General features: G+C 69.7%; 13 protein-coding genes and 1 pseudogene. 9 read left to right on the top strand and 5 right to left on the bottom strand.

All coding sequences use genetic code 11. The annotated features are described in order from the left end of the window. Nucleotides 1-56: 56 nt before the first annotated feature. Complete coding sequence (locus tag OHA98_RS19300; protein ID WP_266927414.1) at nucleotides 57-416, bottom strand: Lrp/AsnC family transcriptional regulator; 360 nt, start codon at nucleotides 414-416, stop codon at nucleotides 57-59. A gap of 247 nt (nucleotides 417-663) precedes the next feature. Then, the gene (locus tag OHA98_RS19295) at nucleotides 664-1,311 is read right to left on the bottom strand and encodes a hypothetical protein (RefSeq protein ID WP_266927412.1); all 648 of its coding nucleotides are present in this window, start codon (nucleotides 1,309-1,311) and stop codon (nucleotides 664-666) included. 416 nt (nucleotides 1,312-1,727) lie between these two features. Here OHA98_RS19295 and OHA98_RS19290 point away from each other — a divergent pair. Both OHA98_RS19290 and OHA98_RS19285 read left to right on the top strand, forming a co-directional pair. Further along, a pseudogene (locus OHA98_RS19290) lies at nucleotides 1,728-2,715 on the top strand (IS110 family transposase); the annotation flags it as partial. A gap of 172 nt (nucleotides 2,716-2,887) precedes the next feature. Further along, on the top strand, nucleotides 2,888-3,145 hold the full coding sequence (locus OHA98_RS19285) for a hypothetical protein (RefSeq protein ID WP_266927410.1): 258 nt from the start codon (nucleotides 2,888-2,890) through the stop codon (nucleotides 3,143-3,145). Between the two features lie 157 nt (nucleotides 3,146-3,302). Here OHA98_RS19285 and OHA98_RS19280 read toward each other — a convergent pair whose 3' ends face one another. Beyond that, the gene (locus tag OHA98_RS19280; RefSeq protein WP_266927408.1) at nucleotides 3,303-3,713 is read right to left on the bottom strand and encodes a DUF6069 family protein; all 411 of its coding nucleotides are present in this window, start codon (nucleotides 3,711-3,713) and stop codon (nucleotides 3,303-3,305) included. Next, nucleotides 3,710-4,321 (bottom strand): TetR/AcrR family transcriptional regulator, encoded by a 612-nt coding sequence (locus OHA98_RS19275; protein ID WP_266927406.1) that lies wholly within the window; start codon nucleotides 4,319-4,321, stop codon nucleotides 3,710-3,712. Before OHA98_RS19275 ends, OHA98_RS19280 begins: the two co-directional genes overlap by 4 nt. A gap of 376 nt (nucleotides 4,322-4,697) precedes the next feature. Between OHA98_RS19275 and OHA98_RS19270 the strand changes: the two genes are divergently transcribed. The 4 genes from OHA98_RS19270 to OHA98_RS19260 all read left to right on the top strand — a co-directional run bounded on the left by OHA98_RS19270 (nucleotide 4,698) and on the right by OHA98_RS19260 (nucleotide 6,519). After that, nucleotides 4,698-5,411 carry a transposase family protein gene (locus OHA98_RS19270; protein WP_323179604.1) on the top strand — a complete coding sequence of 238 codons (714 nt, stop codon included), beginning with the start codon at nucleotides 4,698-4,700 and terminating at the stop codon, nucleotides 5,409-5,411. 149 nt (nucleotides 5,412-5,560) lie between these two features. Next, nucleotides 5,561-5,863: a helix-turn-helix domain-containing protein gene (locus tag OHA98_RS42935; protein WP_353962249.1), complete on the top strand. Its 303-nt coding sequence runs from the start codon at nucleotides 5,561-5,563 to the stop codon at nucleotides 5,861-5,863. Nucleotides 5,864-5,974: 111 nt separating this feature from the next. After that, complete coding sequence (locus OHA98_RS19265) at nucleotides 5,975-6,283, top strand: transposase (RefSeq protein ID WP_266927404.1); 309 nt, start codon at nucleotides 5,975-5,977, stop codon at nucleotides 6,281-6,283. A gap of 53 nt (nucleotides 6,284-6,336) precedes the next feature. Next, on the top strand, nucleotides 6,337-6,519 hold the full coding sequence (locus tag OHA98_RS19260; protein ID WP_266927402.1) for a hypothetical protein: 183 nt from the start codon (nucleotides 6,337-6,339) through the stop codon (nucleotides 6,517-6,519). 164 nt (nucleotides 6,520-6,683) lie between these two features. Here OHA98_RS19260 and OHA98_RS19255 read toward each other — a convergent pair whose 3' ends face one another. Beyond that, nucleotides 6,684-7,871, bottom strand: a complete 1,188-nt coding sequence (locus tag OHA98_RS19255) for a hypothetical protein (protein WP_266927400.1) — start codon at nucleotides 7,869-7,871, stop codon at nucleotides 6,684-6,686. A gap of 994 nt (nucleotides 7,872-8,865) precedes the next feature. Here OHA98_RS19255 and OHA98_RS19250 point away from each other — a divergent pair. The 3 genes from OHA98_RS19250 to OHA98_RS19240 are packed head-to-tail and all read left to right on the top strand — an operon-like array spanning nucleotide 8,866 to nucleotide 16,242. After that, nucleotides 8,866-11,556, top strand: coding sequence for a hypothetical protein (locus tag OHA98_RS19250; RefSeq protein ID WP_266927398.1), 2,691 nt, complete (start codon nucleotides 8,866-8,868; stop codon nucleotides 11,554-11,556). A 2-nt stretch (nucleotides 11,557-11,558) separates the two neighbouring features. Beyond that, nucleotides 11,559-15,314, top strand: coding sequence for a hypothetical protein (locus OHA98_RS19245; RefSeq protein WP_266927396.1), 3,756 nt, complete (start codon nucleotides 11,559-11,561; stop codon nucleotides 15,312-15,314). Nucleotides 15,315-15,339: 25 nt separating this feature from the next. Continuing rightward, nucleotides 15,340-16,242 (top strand): hypothetical protein, encoded by a 903-nt coding sequence (locus tag OHA98_RS19240; protein WP_266927393.1) that lies wholly within the window; start codon nucleotides 15,340-15,342, stop codon nucleotides 16,240-16,242. Nucleotides 16,243-16,276 lie beyond the last annotated feature (34 nt).

The raw sequence follows: 16,276 nt of genomic DNA, 5'->3' as shown, positions 1-16,276 counted from the left end.
CCGGTGGGCACAGCGGCCAGGAGGGAGCAGCACCGGGTGGCGACCGGCCGAAGATCTCAGCGCTTTCGTGGATCAGCCCACAGATCCAGCGAGATCACCCCGATGCTCCGCCCGTCCTCGTCCACCAGGCGGCCGTAGATCTTCACATGCCGCAGCACCAACCGCCGTTCGGTGACGGTCACGCCGGGCAGGCTGGCAGCGATCCGGATGAGAATCTCCTCCAGGTGCTCGAACGATGGCAGGTTCAGGATGACCAAGAGGTTCGTCGGACTCGCCGCCGCCGCGCACATTCTGGTCTCCGCCCAGCCCGCGATGCGGTTACCGACGGTGCGCAGTTCGGCGTCCGGGACGGTCAGCCACAACAGGGCCATCGCGTGCCACCCCGCCAGCGCGCGGGCGACGTCGCAGCGGAACACGATCGCCGTTGCGTTCGAGCCGGTTCAGGCGGCGTTGGACCGCCTTCGGGGTGGTGCCGAGGTCAAATAGGTCGCAGGCCCCGCCATGTTGGCAGGGCCTGCGGACGACGGACCGCCCCCCTGGGTGTTTCGCAGCGCGTACGTCACACGGGCCAGCTCCTGCGAACCACTCGCCCTGCCCCAGAGGCGCTCTGTGGCGTATCGAACCGGCGACAGCGTTACTTTCAGCGACTCTCGCAGGTGGCACTCAGTCGGTGAGGAAGGATCCCTTGCGGCAGGTGCGGCAGACGAAGACGTAGCCCAGCTGGCCGCCGAGGTTCATCGCGGTCTCCCGGGTTATCCCCTCCTCCAGGTGTGCCGCGAACTCCATGGTGCCGGTGCAGGAGGGACACGCGGGCAGCCGGTCGTCCTCAAGGTAGGAGGGACTGCCTCCGAGCGACCCGAGCACCTCGCGCTGCTTCCCGAATCGTTCTGCGGGTTCGCGTTTCCATCCTTGGCGGGCGACGTCGTAGGCACCGAGCTCGATGTCATCGTCGTCGTCGACCTCCTCCGGGTCGAGCGTCACGACATGGGTGCGGATGGCCGAGGTGGCGGGCAGCAGCGTCAGTCCCGCCTCGGGCACGGCTACCGGCCGCAGTTCCTCCCGGGGAAACAGGTAGACCCGGTTCGCGCTGGAGCCCGCGTCCCAGAAACTACACGCACCGGGGTCGTTCTGGCACAGGAACACCGACAAAACGCCGTCCTCGACGGGGAGATGCGCGAAGAACTGAAGGGGTCCCCCGCAGCCGCACAGGGGCCAGTCGAATCCGGCAGGAGCCAGCGGCACGCCCCCGGTACGCGGGGCGTCGGAATCGGCCGGTGCGGGGCCGTCGTAGATCATCAAAGTGGTCTGCATGGCGAGAGGCTACTGGCTGCTCCAGCTCCGGGCACGTGGGCACCCGGCGGGGGCGGCCGTCGGGGCCGCCCCCGTCCTGGCCGGGCGAGGCCGGTACGGGGCGGGTGTGCAGGGCGCGGCCGCGGATCGCGGTGGCGACCAGCGGGTCGCGCAGCGGGGCCCGTTCGGTGGCCGCTCCAGCGTGCAGCAGCAGCCACGCTTTCCAGAGCTGCCGAGCGTTTGCGCAGGCCGTGGCCTTTCAGGGGGTCCTACGTTGTTGGTGGATCGGACGGGCCGTCGTAAGGTCCAGAGGCCAGAGACACCAGGTATGGCTTTCAGGGGGTTGCCCTCGATGGTTCACGTCACCTGGCCGCCCCGTGTCTCACGACGACTCGGCCGCTGATCAGGAGCTGCGGGCCCCTGTGGGTGCATCGCTGATCAACGTACTGCTCAACCAAGGCCAGCAGCTGCTCTGCATACCCGGTCTCGCGGTCAACCGGGCATCGGCCGGCTGCCGGGGCATGGGCAAAACCGACGCCAAGGACGCCACCGTCATCGCGGACCAGGCCCGGATGCGCCGTGACCTGACGATCCCGCGACCGGACGACGAGCAGGCCATCGAACTCCGGATCCTCACGGACCGTCGCGCTGACCTCGACGCAGATCGCACCCGCCGCATCAACCGCCTGCGTGGTCAACTCGCCAGCATCTTCTTTGCGTTGGAGCGTGCACTGGATCTCGGCAATGTCGGCCCGCTGGTCCTGCTGACCGGCTGCCAGACCCCGGCGGCCCTGCGTCGCGCCGGCCGCAGTCGGCTGGAGACGTGGCTCAGGAACCGCAAGGTCCGCGGCGCCGAGGCCCTGGCCGAAGCCGCCCTGGTCGCGGCCGAGCGCCAGCACACCGCCGTCCCCGGGGAGAAGATCACCGCGCAGGTGATCCATACCCTGGTGAAGGAGGTGACAGGCCTCAACGAGCAGATCACCGAGATCGACAGGCTCTTTGCGGCCCGGTTTCGCGAGCATGAACTCGCCGAAGTGATCTCCAGCATGCCCGGCATCGGCCCACTGCTGGGCGCCGAGTTCCTCGCCGCCACCGCCGGCGACATGAGCCGCTTCGGCACCGCCGACCGCTGGCCGGCTTCGCGGGAGTCGCCCCGGTTCCCCGGGACTCCGGCAACGTCAGCGGTAACCTGCACCGCCCCAGGCGCTACCACCGCGGCCTGCAACGCGTCTTCTACGCCTCGTGCTGATCAGCATCCGCAACTGCGACGCGTCCCGGCGCTTCTACGAACGCAAGCGCGCCGAAGGCAAGCGACACACCCAGGCCGTCCTCGCGCTGGCCCGACGACGGGTCAACGTCCTGTGGGCCCTGATCCGTGACGGACGGTGCTTCCAAAGCGAACTCCCTGTCACAGTCGCGGCTTGACAACACTATTAGGAGGTGAGGGACGTTGGGCACGTTCCGTTGAGAGAGGTGGGAACGGAGGACTGCCCCTGCGCGCGTCGGAGTGCAAGCGCAGGGGCAGCCAGTTCCAGGAGATCAGTGCGTTTCTAGTTGCGGTGATCGGGGCTGGGGTCACGGTGCGGGTCATCTCCCAGTGCCCGAGGACATCTGTGCTGTCGATGAATTGATCGGCCGCGCCAATGATCGGCAGGGCCCTGATCGCCGGTCGGTGATGTGGGCGGTCAGCCCGGCGGTGAAGCGCTCGGCATGCAGGACCTGGAATGGCCGACTGATCCACCGGTGGCCGCACCCGTCTCCGACCCCACCCCAGGCCTCCCCCGGCTTCGCCTACGGCTCCGACATCGCCAGCATCGGCCTGACCAACCCGGTGATGGCCATCGCAGCGGTCTGACACGAGGGTCCGCTCCTGCTGGGCCTCGGCCCGGCCCACCAGGTAGCTCTCTTCATCTCGAGCGTGGTGGGCACTCTGACGGTCATCCTCGACCGCGCGACGCTCTGGCGGGGCTGTCTCCATCCGGTGCTGTTCGCGGCGTACCTGGTGCCGGCGGTCACCCCCTGGCGGCACCGGCTTCCGCACCGGGGGACCTGCCGCCCAGCCCCGGGACCAGCACCGCCGCCACCGCCAGGTGCATCAGAGCGAGGGAGACCCGGGTGCCGCCGTCCATGCCGTCGCCGATGAACGGCAGGAAGGACACGGCCAGTACGGCGCCGGCCGCCCCGGTCCAGATGGCACGGGCGCGCCGCACCCCGGACCGCTCCAGGGCGGCCAGCAGTCCCCAGCCGGCAAACGACGCGAGCAGTGCGACGACCGCCACGGGCACGGCGCCGATGTCGAGTGTCTGCTCGCCGTCGGCGATCCGCAGCCGGTGCCCCAGCAGGGGGTCCGCGACCAGCCACACCAGGACGGGGGCCAGAACGGTCAGGGCCGTCACCCCCAGGCGCCTTCTCCGCGCGCTCACTTGGCACCCCCCGAGAGCGCCCCGTGCAGGAAGACCTCCACCAGCTCTCGCGGGGTCAGGTCGGGCTCGTCCTCCGTACGCGGCTGGGTGAAGAGCAGCCCGAAGAAGAGGGCCGCGATCTGCTCCGGCGGCCGGCGCAGGGCGGCCTTGTCGGGCTCCAGCAGCTCCGCGAGGGCCGCGCGGATACGGGTCGTCGACTCGTCGCGGCCCGCGCCGCGCACCGTGCCGGGGTGCTTGCCGCCGCGATGCCCCAGCGAGCCGAGGATCGCGCCCATCCTGGACATATGCGCCTGCAGCGCCTCGGCCGCCTCCGCGAGCCGGTCGGACAGCGGCTGGGACACGTCGATCGCGTCGAGCTCGCGGACCGCGTGCTCGGGGGAGAGCGCCTCGGCGATGCAAGCCTGCAGCAACTCGTCCTTGTCGGCGAAGACCCGGAAGATCGTGCCCTCGCCGATGCCCGCGGCACGGGCGATCTTCGCGGTCGTCACCGCCGCCCCGTACTCGGCGATCAGCGGGATCGCGGTCTGGATGACCATCGCGCGGCGCTCCTCCGGCGTCATCGCGGGGGCGCGACGGCGGGTGGTCTGGTTCTCCTTGGGTGCTGTCATGACCGCCAGCCTACGGAGTGAGTGCTCACTCCGTCAATGAGTGAGGACTCACTCCGTTCACCTTTCCCACTCGGCTGCTTGTCGGTGACAGCCCACCAAGATCCACAACTACGGCTGGAGTACTAGCGAGCTCGTGCACAGTCGTCGGCGGCACGTCGGGTCCTTGATCGTTGATCATGGTCTGTGCGGTGGGGGAACCGGGCACGTGCAGCGATCATCCGATGCCGGCGGATCACGGGCCTGACGCCCGACGTGATTGCTGAACTCGTCGCCGAGGCCGGCCCGTTGTGGCATGGGCGACGCCAGGCCGTCCTGACCGCCTGTTGGCGACCCTCGTCCACCTCCACCACGGCGCAACCCACGATGTACTGGCCTCCTGCTGGCCCAGCGGGGCTGCACCGTCACCCCCGATATCCGACTGCGCTCGCTCGCCGAGGTCATCGAACACCTCGGAGCGAACGGCCCAACCGGGATCCTTGACGGCACCGGGATCCAGGTCCGACGCCCCGCCACCGGGCGCAAGGACCGGGAGAAGTTCATCTCCGGCAAGAACAAGCAGAACACCGTCAAGTCCATGGTCGTCACGGACGCCGAGGGGCGCCTGCTGTTCTGCAGCCCTGCCGAGCCCGCCAGCTGCGCGGACATCACGCATGCCCGGAAGTTGGGCCTGGTCGAGCTACTGGCAGACGGGCCTGACGTGGAGATCCTGGCCGATGCCGGCTATCAGGGACTCGGCGACGGGCGGACGCGTGATGACACCGCCGCACCGCAAGTTCAAGAAGAACCCCGCCCGAGTGGTACGAGGAGCTGCACGAACGCCAGTGCAAGGCCCACTCCTCACGCCGTATTCGCGTCGAGCACGGCATCGGGCACCTCAAGAAGCTGGCGGGCCCTCGCCCGCCACCACGGCCGCCGCGAGCACATGAGCGACATCAACTGGCGCCGAGGCCAGACGGGCGGCCGCCCCGCCTTCGTGCCCTTCGGCAACAACGGCTCCAGCGCCGCCCACTGCTCGTCCGTGAGATCTCCCCGCCCCATGAACCGAGATCATTCATCGCTCAAGATCCACTTTCGATACACGGCCCACTGAGCTTTTCGTAAGTTCGGTGGGTGTGGTGGCGGTATGGGCGGGAGGCTGTCGGAGCGACTCATCAACCCTCCCCTTCGGTCGCCGGCTCCTGTCTTCCTCCCTTGTCGCGGCCTCAGTTGGCGTAGGCGCGTCGTATTCGGGCAGTCGAGTTGTTCGAGGATGGCGTCCTGAATGCGGAGATCGCGAGGGCGGTGGGGGTGTGTACCGAGAGTGTGCGGCGTTGGCGGCGGGTGTGGGAGCAAGGTGGTGCTTCGGCCCTGCGGCGACGGGCAGCCACCGGGCGCCCACCCAAGCTGGGCACACCCAGGTCGAGGCGGTCCGGGCCGCATTGGAGCAAGGTGCCCAGGCTCATGGTTTCGAGGCCGACCTGTGGACCCTGGAACGAGTCGGCGCGGTCGTCACCCGGGCTACGGGGGTGGTGTTGTCGACGGCGTCGGTGTGGCGACTGCTGACCGGCCGGCTGGATGGAGCTTGCAACGGCCCGAGCGGCGGGCGGTCGAGCGGGACGAGTCGGAGATCGCCCGTTGGATCGCGCACGAGTGGCCGCGTATCAAAAAGGGGCCGTGAACACACGTGCCTGGATCGTCTTCCTCGACGAATCAGGCGTCTCCCTGCTCCCTCGGATCCGCCGCGCCTACTCGCCCCGAGGGCGGACTCCGCTCCTGCGGCACCGCCTGAACCGGAAGCGCGCATCGATGGCCGGGGCCTTGGGTTACCACTCCGCCGACCCCCGTCGCGGGGCGCGCCTGTGCTGCCACCTCAAGCCCGGCAGCTACGACACCCCCGGGCTCATCGAGGTCCTGGAGCAGATGAAGGTGTTCTACCGCGGCGAGCGAGTTGTCCTGGTCCGGGACGGCCTGTCCGCCCACTGAAGCCGGGCGATGCGGGCCTGGTCGCCGAACAGGACTGGCTCACCCTGGAACGATTGCCCGCCTACGCTCCCGAGCCGAACCCGGCGGAACTGCTGTGGTCCTCCCTCAAGAAGCGTGAACTCGCCAACCTCGCCGGCGACCACCACGCCGATGTCGCCGACGCCACCGAGCAAGGCATCCACCGCATCAACGCCAACCCCGACTGCCATGGCCATTCCTCGCCCATACGGGCCTGACCATCCACAGCACACACCGAACTTATGAAAAGATCAGTAGCAGGACCGGTCCAGGTCATGCGCCGCGTCCGCGAAGCGGTACGTGTCGAGCATGAACTCGGCGAATCTCCGTGAGTCCTTCGAAAGCCCGGAGGAGCCAGGTGCCGTACGCGCGGCGGCCCGGGTCAGACAAGAACCAGATCCAGGTAGTCGAGAACCCAGCTGGCGTGGCTGGCGACTGAGACTCCGGTGTATGGATCGCCTCCGATGACCAATCCCACAGGGTTGGCGTTTGCGTCGTACGACCAGGCGACGGCACCGGAGTCGCCGGGTAGGGAGAAGGTGTATCCGGGGTTCATGATGGATATCTGCCCCGCGAACGGAATCTTCGTAAGGCTGTTCGGGACGCCGATGAGCCCTCCCCAGTTGGTCTCCAGAACCCTTCCGTAGGTGGTCTGAGTGAGGCAGCCGGTCTTACCGACCCACATGTTCGGCGTGGCCCATTGAGGCACATGTCCGATCCCGTAGTACTGCGGGCCGGTCCCCGGAACTTGGTGCACCTGGAGCTGCTCCTGCACCACTTCGCTGGGGTAGCACCAAGCCCGGGCGCAGTCGGCGTAGTTGGTCGTGAGAAACGTCAGATCAAGGGGGTGGACCTTGTCCAGCAAAGCGATCCGGTCGGTGGAACAGCGTCCACCGTCAGCCGGGGCAGGCTGCACGATGCAGGAATTGTATTCGGCGGCATTCAGCTTCGCGATCACGTGGTTGGCGCTCACCAGGAAGAGCTTGTTCGCGTCAGGCGCGCTACGTCCCCGCGCGAGGAAACCCAAGGTGCCCTGGACTCCCGTTTCATGCCCGACAGAGAGGCCTCCGGCGGCCTTTCGGTGCCGGTGCGTAAGGTTCTGCAGATTGATGAGGCCGCTGTGCACCACCTCAAGGGGAACGTCCCCAGCGGTCCGGACGCCAAGAGCGTCGACCAGGACGTCCCGTACGGCGCTCGTCTCCTGCGGCTCCGCCACGTAAACCCGTAGCACCTCGGTTCCGGGGAGGGCGGTGGAGCCCGGCCCGGCCGGCCCCCAGCCGACACCTTGTACATTACCCGCACCCAGGAACTGATCCGGAGGGCGCGGCCGCTCGTCACGGACCTTGTTCGCCGCGTCGGCGAACAACGCCGCCTCGACTTCTTCTCTCGCCGTGCCGACTCGGAAATCCGTCAGGCCGGCTGCCCGCTCAAGTTCCGCGCGGCTCTCCGCCGACGGTTCCCGTGGGGGAAGCATGAAGCCCTCGGGCTGTTCACCGGTCGAGCCTTCAGGAGGCGTATCCGGAGGAGTGGAAAACCCCTTCTCGCCCCAGCCGCGTTGGTCATTCATCATCTTGGTCCCCTTCTACTGCCCTGCATTCTGCTTCCGTCGTGGACTTCCTGTTGTCGTCGGAAATGTGCCGTCGACGGCGGTTCGGCTCTGGTTCGCGGAGGCTCGTCCGGCCCGATGACCAACGTTCCCTCTGCGGCCAATACGTGGTCTCTTCCGAGAGGCATCGCCTGTGGCGCGAAGCGAGGCGCTCCAGCCGTCCCGGGAAATCGCGGGAAGCCGGCCGGGGCGCATAAGCGTAGGCGTGCGCGCAATTCCCGTACGACGGCCCTGCAATGCAGATTTTACCCCCGCATGGTTGGCTCAGCCTGCCGGAACGGCACCCAGTAGGAGGCCTCATCCGCACACTGTCGGTCGAAGCGGAGCCGCACGAAATGCCGGAGTACCGAAGCCGGTCGACCCGGCCGTCCTCGTCCAGGCTGGGCGCGCGGGAACCTCGAACATCAGGCGGATGAGGGATGAGCGCTGCGATGACCGCGGGACAACCGTCCCTGGCGGTGTGAAGAACAACCCCGGGCGGTGTGCGGTGTGAAGAACAACGTGGACGAACGGCGAGGGCGGGCCTGTTCTTCGACATGGCGGGCGCTCCGCCGGACCCCGGATTCCGGATGTCGTCGCTCGCCTCCACCTGTCCCGTCCCGCTTCGGGGCGCGGCCCGAACAACGCGGCAGCCGCCGGTCACCCGGTCCGGCACTCCCGCCCCGTGTCCGAGCACGCGGATGATCACCTCCGCACGGTGTCGGGGGCGGACCTGCACACGGCCCTGCCCGTCAGGTCACCGGCAACGCCCCGCCCCGCCCCGTACCGGGGTGCGGGGCGTTACGGAGCGGCGGACAATGGGGGACGAGAACGGCGCCCGGAGTCGGCGACCCCCTGTGGCAGGGGGAACCCCGACCACGTGTGGCAGGGGAACGACAAGATTCCCTCCTGAACATCCCGCGTGCGGAACGTTTCTCAGGATCGGACCGGGCGACCCGAACAACATTCGAGGTCTGGCATGAGTGCCACGGAGCGATATGCGGTCCTGCGTCCGAGCGATCTCGTGTCGCTGACGGTCCGCTCGACGGGCTTGCAGGAACGCACCGGTGCCGCCGGGGTCAGGGAATGGGTCGCCACGGGCGAGGGCCGCCTGATCGTCGACCTGGAGCCGCAGCACGTCGCGGAAAGCGTGGTGGGCTCGCTCTCGGTGCAGGGGCGGCCGGCAGGGCCGACCAGCCTGCATTTCACCGTGCCGCCCGGTTACGTCATCCCCCTGACCGTCGAGGGTGTGCTCGACGCGGCGAACAAGCTGAAGCTGGTCGGCACGCCACGGGAGCAGGGCAAGGCCAGCACGCTCGAACTGCCGTGGCGGCTTCTTCTCGCCGTCGAGGACGAGGCCCGCTGTCAGCACCCCCACCGCCCCGCCACCAGTGACGACGGCGTCACCGCGATATGGCACACCCGGATCCTGGCACCGTCCTCGCCCACGTACTCGGCCGTCTTCCCCTTCGCCAGCCTGCCGTTGGAGACACCGTTCGCCGACAGCACCCCGCTCGGCGAGGGTGTCAAGAAGATCGCCGCCCGAGGTTGCGACCACCCCGGTACTCCGGTCTCCGTCGGCTCGCTCATCCTTTCCTCGTGCGGCGCGTGGTTCTCCGGCTCGGTGGCCTACCCGGATCTGGAATGGACTCACCGTGTCGTGATGGGGCGCGACGCCTACATCCGGCTGCTGCAGCGGGGAGTCCTGTTTCCCTTCGGGAACGAGGCCTCCATCGTGGAGGTGACCGAGCGGAAGTTCGACCCGGTCACTGGAGTGGCGGGACTGCACCGCACCGTCACCCTGGTCGTGACGCAGCCGGTCCTCGATTACGGCATCGAGGCACGGCACGAACGCGAGTTTCCGTTCCACCGGGTGGCCATCGAGCCCGTGCTGGTGACCCCGCTCGACCGGCCGGCGGTCGGCGCCCGCGCCCACTGGCTGACGCGGGACGGACTCCCAGTGATGTTCACGGTCCACGCATCCTCCGCCGGCGACGTCGTTCCCCTGCACCTGCCTCTGGTCTTCGCCGAGAAGGGCACCGATGTCGGATTCCTCAACACCCTGTACGCAGGCGGGCCGCGGGAGGATCTCGAAGCCGCCCCCGGCCCCCCGACGGCCCTCGTCGACCGGGCCGTTCCACTGGTGGTGCGCCGACGGGCGGACAAGGTCGTGGAGGCGGTCGAACGCTCCGAGCAGCACGTCCGGTCACTCACCCTCGCAGCCACCAGGATCGGGAGCGGTACCGCGTTCCACCCCCGGATCGCCGGGCTGGAGGTGACCCTCCCGGCGGTGCAGCAGCTGCTGGGGCAGCACCAGACCATCCGCGCGACGCTGGCGCGGGAGGTGGCGGACGCCGCAGGGTCCGGGAGACCGCCGGATGTCCTGCTCGAACTCCCTGACAAGGTCCCCGTGAACTTCGCCGCCGCCCGGGCCGCCGTCGCGGCCGCACCGTCGATGGCCGTGGACCGGATTCATCGCGAGCTGGGTCCCACGGTGGCGAACCTGCCCACCGACCCGGCGAAGTTGTTCGACCGCGGCGCCAAACTGCTCGGCGTCGTCCCGCTGGTGGACATCATCGGCCAGGTCACCGGGCGCCCGACGATCACCTGGTCGCGCACCCCCACACCGCAGGCCACCCTGCACTGGACCGAGTCCCTGACCAGCGAGAAGGGCCCCTTCCAGCCCCTGGCCGACTGCAGGGTCACACTCGGCATACGGACGGAGCTGGTCGACGGCCGGCCACGGAGCACGATCGACGGCACGGTCACCAACTTCGCGATCGGCATCCCCTCCCCCGCGGAGAGCCAGTACCTGGTCAAGCTCGGGTTCACCGCCCTGAAGTTCCACGCCGAACCGGGCGAACTCCCGGAGACCACGCTGGTGGTCAGCTCGGCGCGGCTCGGCCGGCAGCTGAAGTTCGTACAGCAGCTCAGCAGCTACCTCCCGGGCATCGGCGGCAAGGCACCCACCGTCGAGGTGGGCAGCCGCGAGGTGCGCGTCCGCTACGCGCTCGCCGTCTCGCCACCGCCGCAGCTGGGAGTGTTCGTCGTGCAGAACCTGCTGCTGCAGGCCGGCATCACCCTGTCGCTCGGCGACGACCCGGTGACGGTCGACTTCTCCTTCGGGACCCGGGACCGTCCGTTCCTGGTCACCGTGATGGGTTTCGGTGGCGGCGGCTACCTGGAGCTGGGCATCCGTGCCGGCGGGAACGATTCCGGTCTGGAACGATTCGTCGGCGGCATCGAGTTCGGCGCCGCCGTGGCGATGGACTTCGGAGTCGCCCGCGGCGAGGTGCACGTCTTCGGCGGCGTCGTGTTCACCAAACGCGGCAGCACCATCGAGATCGCGGGCTACTTGCGCATCGGCGGATCCGTCCGTGTCCTCGGGCTGGTCTCGGTCTCCGTCGAGCTCACGATCAGCCTGACCTTCGTCGAACCGAACATCCTGCGCGGCAAGGCCCGGCTCGTCATTGCGGTGGACCTCACCTTCTGGTCCACCTCCGTCGAGATCACCTGCGAGAAGACCTTCACCGGTTCGGACCAGGCCGTGGCCCCCCACGACAGGGCCCCGCTCACGGCCGCGAACCCGTCCTCGGTGCAGCACGCATGGGGTCCGGTCGGATCGTCCTTCCCCTGGCACACCTACTGCAAGGCATTCACGCAGGAGTGATCATGGCGCTCGCCCTCACCCGCCAGTTCGTCTGGACCGTCATACCCGGTGGCCGCGCGGAGACCACCGGAGCACGACGGGCCCTGTTCTCGGTGCTGCTCACCCCGCGGCTGCTGGCCCCACCCGGGACTCCCCTGACCGTCGGAGAGTTCGGTATGCAGGCCTGGCCCTCCCGCCTGGAGGACATGGACTTCGCCGCGTACCGGGGCGACCGGCGGCTCACTCTCACCCGGATCCGGCCCGCCTCCGAGGACGGTCGGCCGCTGTGCACGCCGGAGCAGCAGCTGTCCGCCTGGCGAACGATGTTCCCCGCCTCCATGCCCGTCCGGCCCTACCAACCGACCAGCTACCGGGCCCGTCAGGTCCGGGACTTCCCGGCGGACGAGGCCGGTACGGAGATCAAGCAGGCGTACACCCGGACCACGTGGGCCCTCGCCAGGACCGGCGCCCGCGACCATCGCCAGCGCGCCCGGCGGGAGGCGGCGTTGCAGGAGATCGCGCGAGACTGGCAGGCCGCGGCGACGCTCTCCGACCGCGACACCGCCGAGGCCGACACGTCACCGCTGGTGCGGGCCTACCTGTTCTACCGTCGGGAGAACCCCGACCTCGCGACGCCCGCCGAGGAGGAGGCCCAGGACCTGGACTTTCATGACGTCGTCGCCCGGCTGGCCGGTCACCCCCTCCTGCTGCGCACGGTGGGCCTGGTGATCGACTTCGCGGTGCCGGTGGCCGAGCTGTCCTCCGCGGACGGCCCCGCGCACCTCCGCCTGGAACCCCTGTGGCCCGTTTCCGACCCCGGTGCCCCGGCCGGCTGGACCAACGCCCACCAGGACGATCTGCGGCCGACGACCGCCTACTCGCTGGCCGGTTCCCGGTTCGTCCCGCTGATGCCGCCTGCGGCGGGTACCGCACGCCCCCAAGGGATGCTGCCCCTGGCCAAGGTCACCCTGGCGGGCACACCCACGAGCTCCCCGTACGCGGTCATGCCGTTCGATATCGACAGCGCGGCGCTGCGGATGGTCAGCGTCGCCCAGTCGGACCGCGGACAGGTACCGCCGGAGGCGGCGGACGCCGCCGGTCTGCCCGCGCTGCGCTCCACCGGCTTCGCCCTGATCGAACGCAACCGCCGCGAGGAGCACTTCGCGCGGCTGCAGCGAGCCACCGACCGGGACACACCGCAGAAACTCCTGAGCTCTCCGCTGACCGCGGAGAACCTGCTCGCGGGATACCGGCTCGACGTCTTCGCCGCCGGAAGGTGGCACTCGCTGTGCCGGCGCCAGGTCCGCTACACCGTCGGCGGGGTTGCGCTCCCCCCGGAGCATGGTCTGCCGGGCCTGTTCGACGAGGGCTTCGTCCCCGTCGGCTCGGCGACGACAGGCGGCTCCGGTGCGAGCGCCGCGCTCCACGTCCATGAGGCCGTGGCCCGCTGGGACGGCTGGAACCAGGTGGTGCCCCGGCCCGACCGGGTGGTGGATCCGGCCGCAGCCGAGCCGTCGCCGCCGTTCGCCGCGGCAGCCGAGGCCGTGGACGGGTCGCTGCCCCGACTGAAGTTCGGCTCGACCTACCGGTTCCGGGCGCGGCTGGCCGACCTCGCCGGCGGCGGGCTGCGGCGCGACCAGCCCGGCTCGGAGGACGCTACGGAGAAGATCGTCCATCGGCGCTTCGATCCGAATCCGGCACCGGAGCTGTTGCCGACCGCGGCCTACGTCGACGGCGCCGGGCCGCACCGCATGGTGGTACGGACCGAGCGCGGCACCGATGCGGCCGCCTACGCCGCGGCGCACGGCTACCCTGCCGCCGAGCTCCGTTACCTGTTCCCCCCGAAGAGCTCGTTCGAGCTGGCCCTCCAGTACGAAGGGGCGTTCAGCACCGCGTTCGGACCGGATGCCGCAATGGACGAGGTCCGCAAACAGTTCGAGATCGCGACCCGCGCGGACAAGGACGTCGCCGACATCACCGGGGCACATCTTGAGAGCGCCCCGGACGGCTCCGGCACCTATGTGGTCGTTCCAGCGAACCCCCCGTTCCCGAGACCGGCCTGGCTCGCCGACCGCGGCACGATCTGGGTCAACCTCCGGAACCGGCCGCGGCCGACCGATCCGGACACCGGCTATCCGGGAACCGCCGACGGGTTCGACTCGAAGGACTCCCAGAGCCTGTGGCGGGGGACCTGGCCGGACATGGAGCCCATCGCGCTGCGGGTCGAGCCGGCTGCCGACGGGTGCACCATCAGGCGCAGTCCCGGTCTCGGCCCTCGCACGTTCACGGTCTCGCTGGGCCCGGCCGAGCAGGTCACCGTCGACCTCCCCTCGTGTCCCTCCATGCTGGCCGTCCCGGACCTGGGCATCCCGCATTGGGCGGGTGCCACACAGGATGCGAGCAACCCGGTCAACATCGAGGCGGAGTACGGCCGCAACCCGCTGGTGAGCCCGTCGCGCACCATCACCCTGGTCCATGCGGTGCAACGCCCCCTGGCACACCCCACCGGCCGGTTCGGCGCCGTCCGGCACATGGGCGACACGGACGCCGAGCTGAAGACGTCGGCGTTCCACATCGACGTACGCAGCACCGGACGGATCGACGTCCGGGCCGAATGGGACGATGTCGTCGACGTCGCCCCCGCCCGGCCGACATCGAGGCGGGTCGTGGCGGACGTCGGCTCGTTCGAGATCGCGCACAAGCCGCCGCTGTTGGAGGCACCCGACGGTGCGTTCCCGCCGATGCGCCACGAGTTCGGCGACGCGCGGCGGCGGAAGGTCAGCTACACGGTCACCGCCGTCTCGCGCTTCGGTGAGTACTTCGGCCGGGTCGTCGCGCAGGATCCGCTGGCCTGCGCGGTCACCGGGAAGCTCGATGCCACCGATGTGGCGAGCACCACCCGGCCCCCGGCCCCGGAGGTCCGTCACGTGGTGCCGAGCGTCCGGTGGACCCGGTCCGTCGAAGGCGGCGGAGCAGTGATCCGGTCGTCGCGCAGCGGAGGCGGCCTGCGTGTCATGCTCGAACGGCCATGGTTCGTCACCGGCGCCGACGAGGCGCTCGCCGTCCTGGCCTGGCCGCGGTCGTCGGCCTCGCCCACCGACCGGCAACGGCGTCATCTCAGCCTGGCCGGCCGTGACCCGCTGCAGGCCACCACGACACCGTCCGCCGTCCTCGATGACACCCACATCCGCGCGGACGTCTCCGGGACGGTGAACCTGGCGGAGCTAGGGGGCGCCCCGGTCGTGGCGATGGCCAGCCGCCTGGACGCCAGTTCGCATTACGAGGAGGGTGCCGACTGCTGGTTCGCCGACCTCGACCTCTCCCCCCTTGCCGCGGCCTCGTACCGTCCGTTCGTCCGACTGGCGCTGGCCCGCTACCAGGAGAACACCGCGGACCCCGACCAGCGGCTGTCCCCGCCGCTGGCGATCGATCCGGTCCGGCTCCTCCCGCCGCGCGATCTCGTCATCACGCGCACCGCCCACCGGGCTGATGTCGTGCTCAGCGGTCCGGGGCCGACCGGGCCTCCCTTCACCACGGTCCGTGCCGAGCTGCAGGCCTTCGCCGGTGACCCGCGCGCGGCCCGGGACGGCCTGATCGGGCCATCGGGCTGGACCCCCCTGGCCCAGGCGACCGGGCGGCTCGGGGACAACCTCGTACTCGACCTGCGGCCCAACGACGAACGGCCGATGCGTATCGCCGTCACCGAGACCGAGTCCGCTCCCGGAGCGGCGGGCGAGCCTACCGGCCCCGTCTACGCCGACATCGCCGAACTCACATGACCACCCATGCCCGGAGGAAAGACCGATGGTGTTCCAACTCTTGCCGGAGACAGAGCCGCTCGAACTCCGCGGGGACGCGACGGGGCCACCCCTTCCGTTCGGCGTGCCCATCGAGGCAACCGAGATGTTCATCCGCGTGATCGCTCTCTGGCGCGACAACCGTCCGCTCGTCGGGCACGACCCGACCTTCGAGCTCAAGTCCGGCCGTGACGGCCTGCTCACCACGGTGGACGCCAGGACGGGCAAGGCCGAGGTCTGTCAGACCGAGGGTGACGTCGCGGCCCTGGCCGAGGTAAGGCGGCTGCCCGCAGACAGCTACCTCATCACCCTGTCCGGGCTCGAGGAGAACCCCGGACCCTGGCACCTGCGCATCACCAACAACGACGCGGAGACCTTGCGGTTCGCCTGTGTCGCGTCGTACCGCGAGGAAGAGACCTTGCAGCCCTGGATGGCGCTGGATCGGGCCACCACGTCCCAGGACGGTCTGCCGACGCTGCACGGTGAAGACTCCGAGACCGCGATCACGGTACGGAACTTGGGCCCGGCGCCGTTGATCCTCCACGATCCGCCGGGCACCCGGCTGGGTTCGGACCGATCGCCGGTGGTGCTGCGGCGGCGGCCCGCGTCGATCGCCCCGCACGACACGGACGAGCTGGTGGTCGAGTGCGGGCAGGTCTCCTTCGCGGATCGCTTCAGCCATACCTTCGACACCAACGACATGAACCGGGCACACGCGACCCTGTTGTTCGAGGTCCTGCCTCGTTCCGCCCGGCACGACTCGCCGGACGAGGAACCGGCCTTCTGCCGAGCCTGCGGGCGGTGCCCGGCATACGTGCCGCCACCGCTTGAGGTGGGCGGTCCATGCGAGACCTGCGGGCATCGAGGGGCAGAGCACTTCGACGTCCCGCCCGACCACCGGAACGTCTAGTGCGGCGATCTCCAGGAACGAGCCGCTGCCGCAA

This window comes from Streptomyces sp. NBC_00654 (assembly GCF_026341775.1).
Lineage (GTDB): Bacteria > Actinomycetota > Actinomycetes > Streptomycetales > Streptomycetaceae > Streptomyces.
Note: the sequence above shows the minus strand (reverse complement) of the source record. Positions and strands in the feature narration are given on the sequence as shown.

What these genes read in the sequence shown, in the direction of transcription:
- OHA98_RS19295 (WP_266927412.1), bottom strand. Translation starts at nt 1,311, where the DNA reads ATGCAGACCACTTTGATGATCTACGACGGCCCCGCACCGGCCGATTCC.
- OHA98_RS19275 (WP_266927406.1), bottom strand. Translation starts at nt 4,321, where the DNA reads ATGACAGCACCCAAGGAGAACCAGACCACCCGCCGTCGCGCCCCCGCG.
- OHA98_RS19255 (WP_266927400.1), bottom strand. Translation starts at nt 7,871, where the DNA reads ATGATGAATGACCAACGCGGCTGGGGCGAGAAGGGGTTTTCCACTCCT.
- OHA98_RS19250 (WP_266927398.1), top strand. Translation starts at nt 8,866, where the DNA reads ATGAGTGCCACGGAGCGATATGCGGTCCTGCGTCCGAGCGATCTCGTG.
- OHA98_RS19245 (WP_266927396.1), top strand. Translation starts at nt 11,559, where the DNA reads ATGGCGCTCGCCCTCACCCGCCAGTTCGTCTGGACCGTCATACCCGGT.
- OHA98_RS19240 (WP_266927393.1), top strand. Translation starts at nt 15,340, where the DNA reads ATGGTGTTCCAACTCTTGCCGGAGACAGAGCCGCTCGAACTCCGCGGG.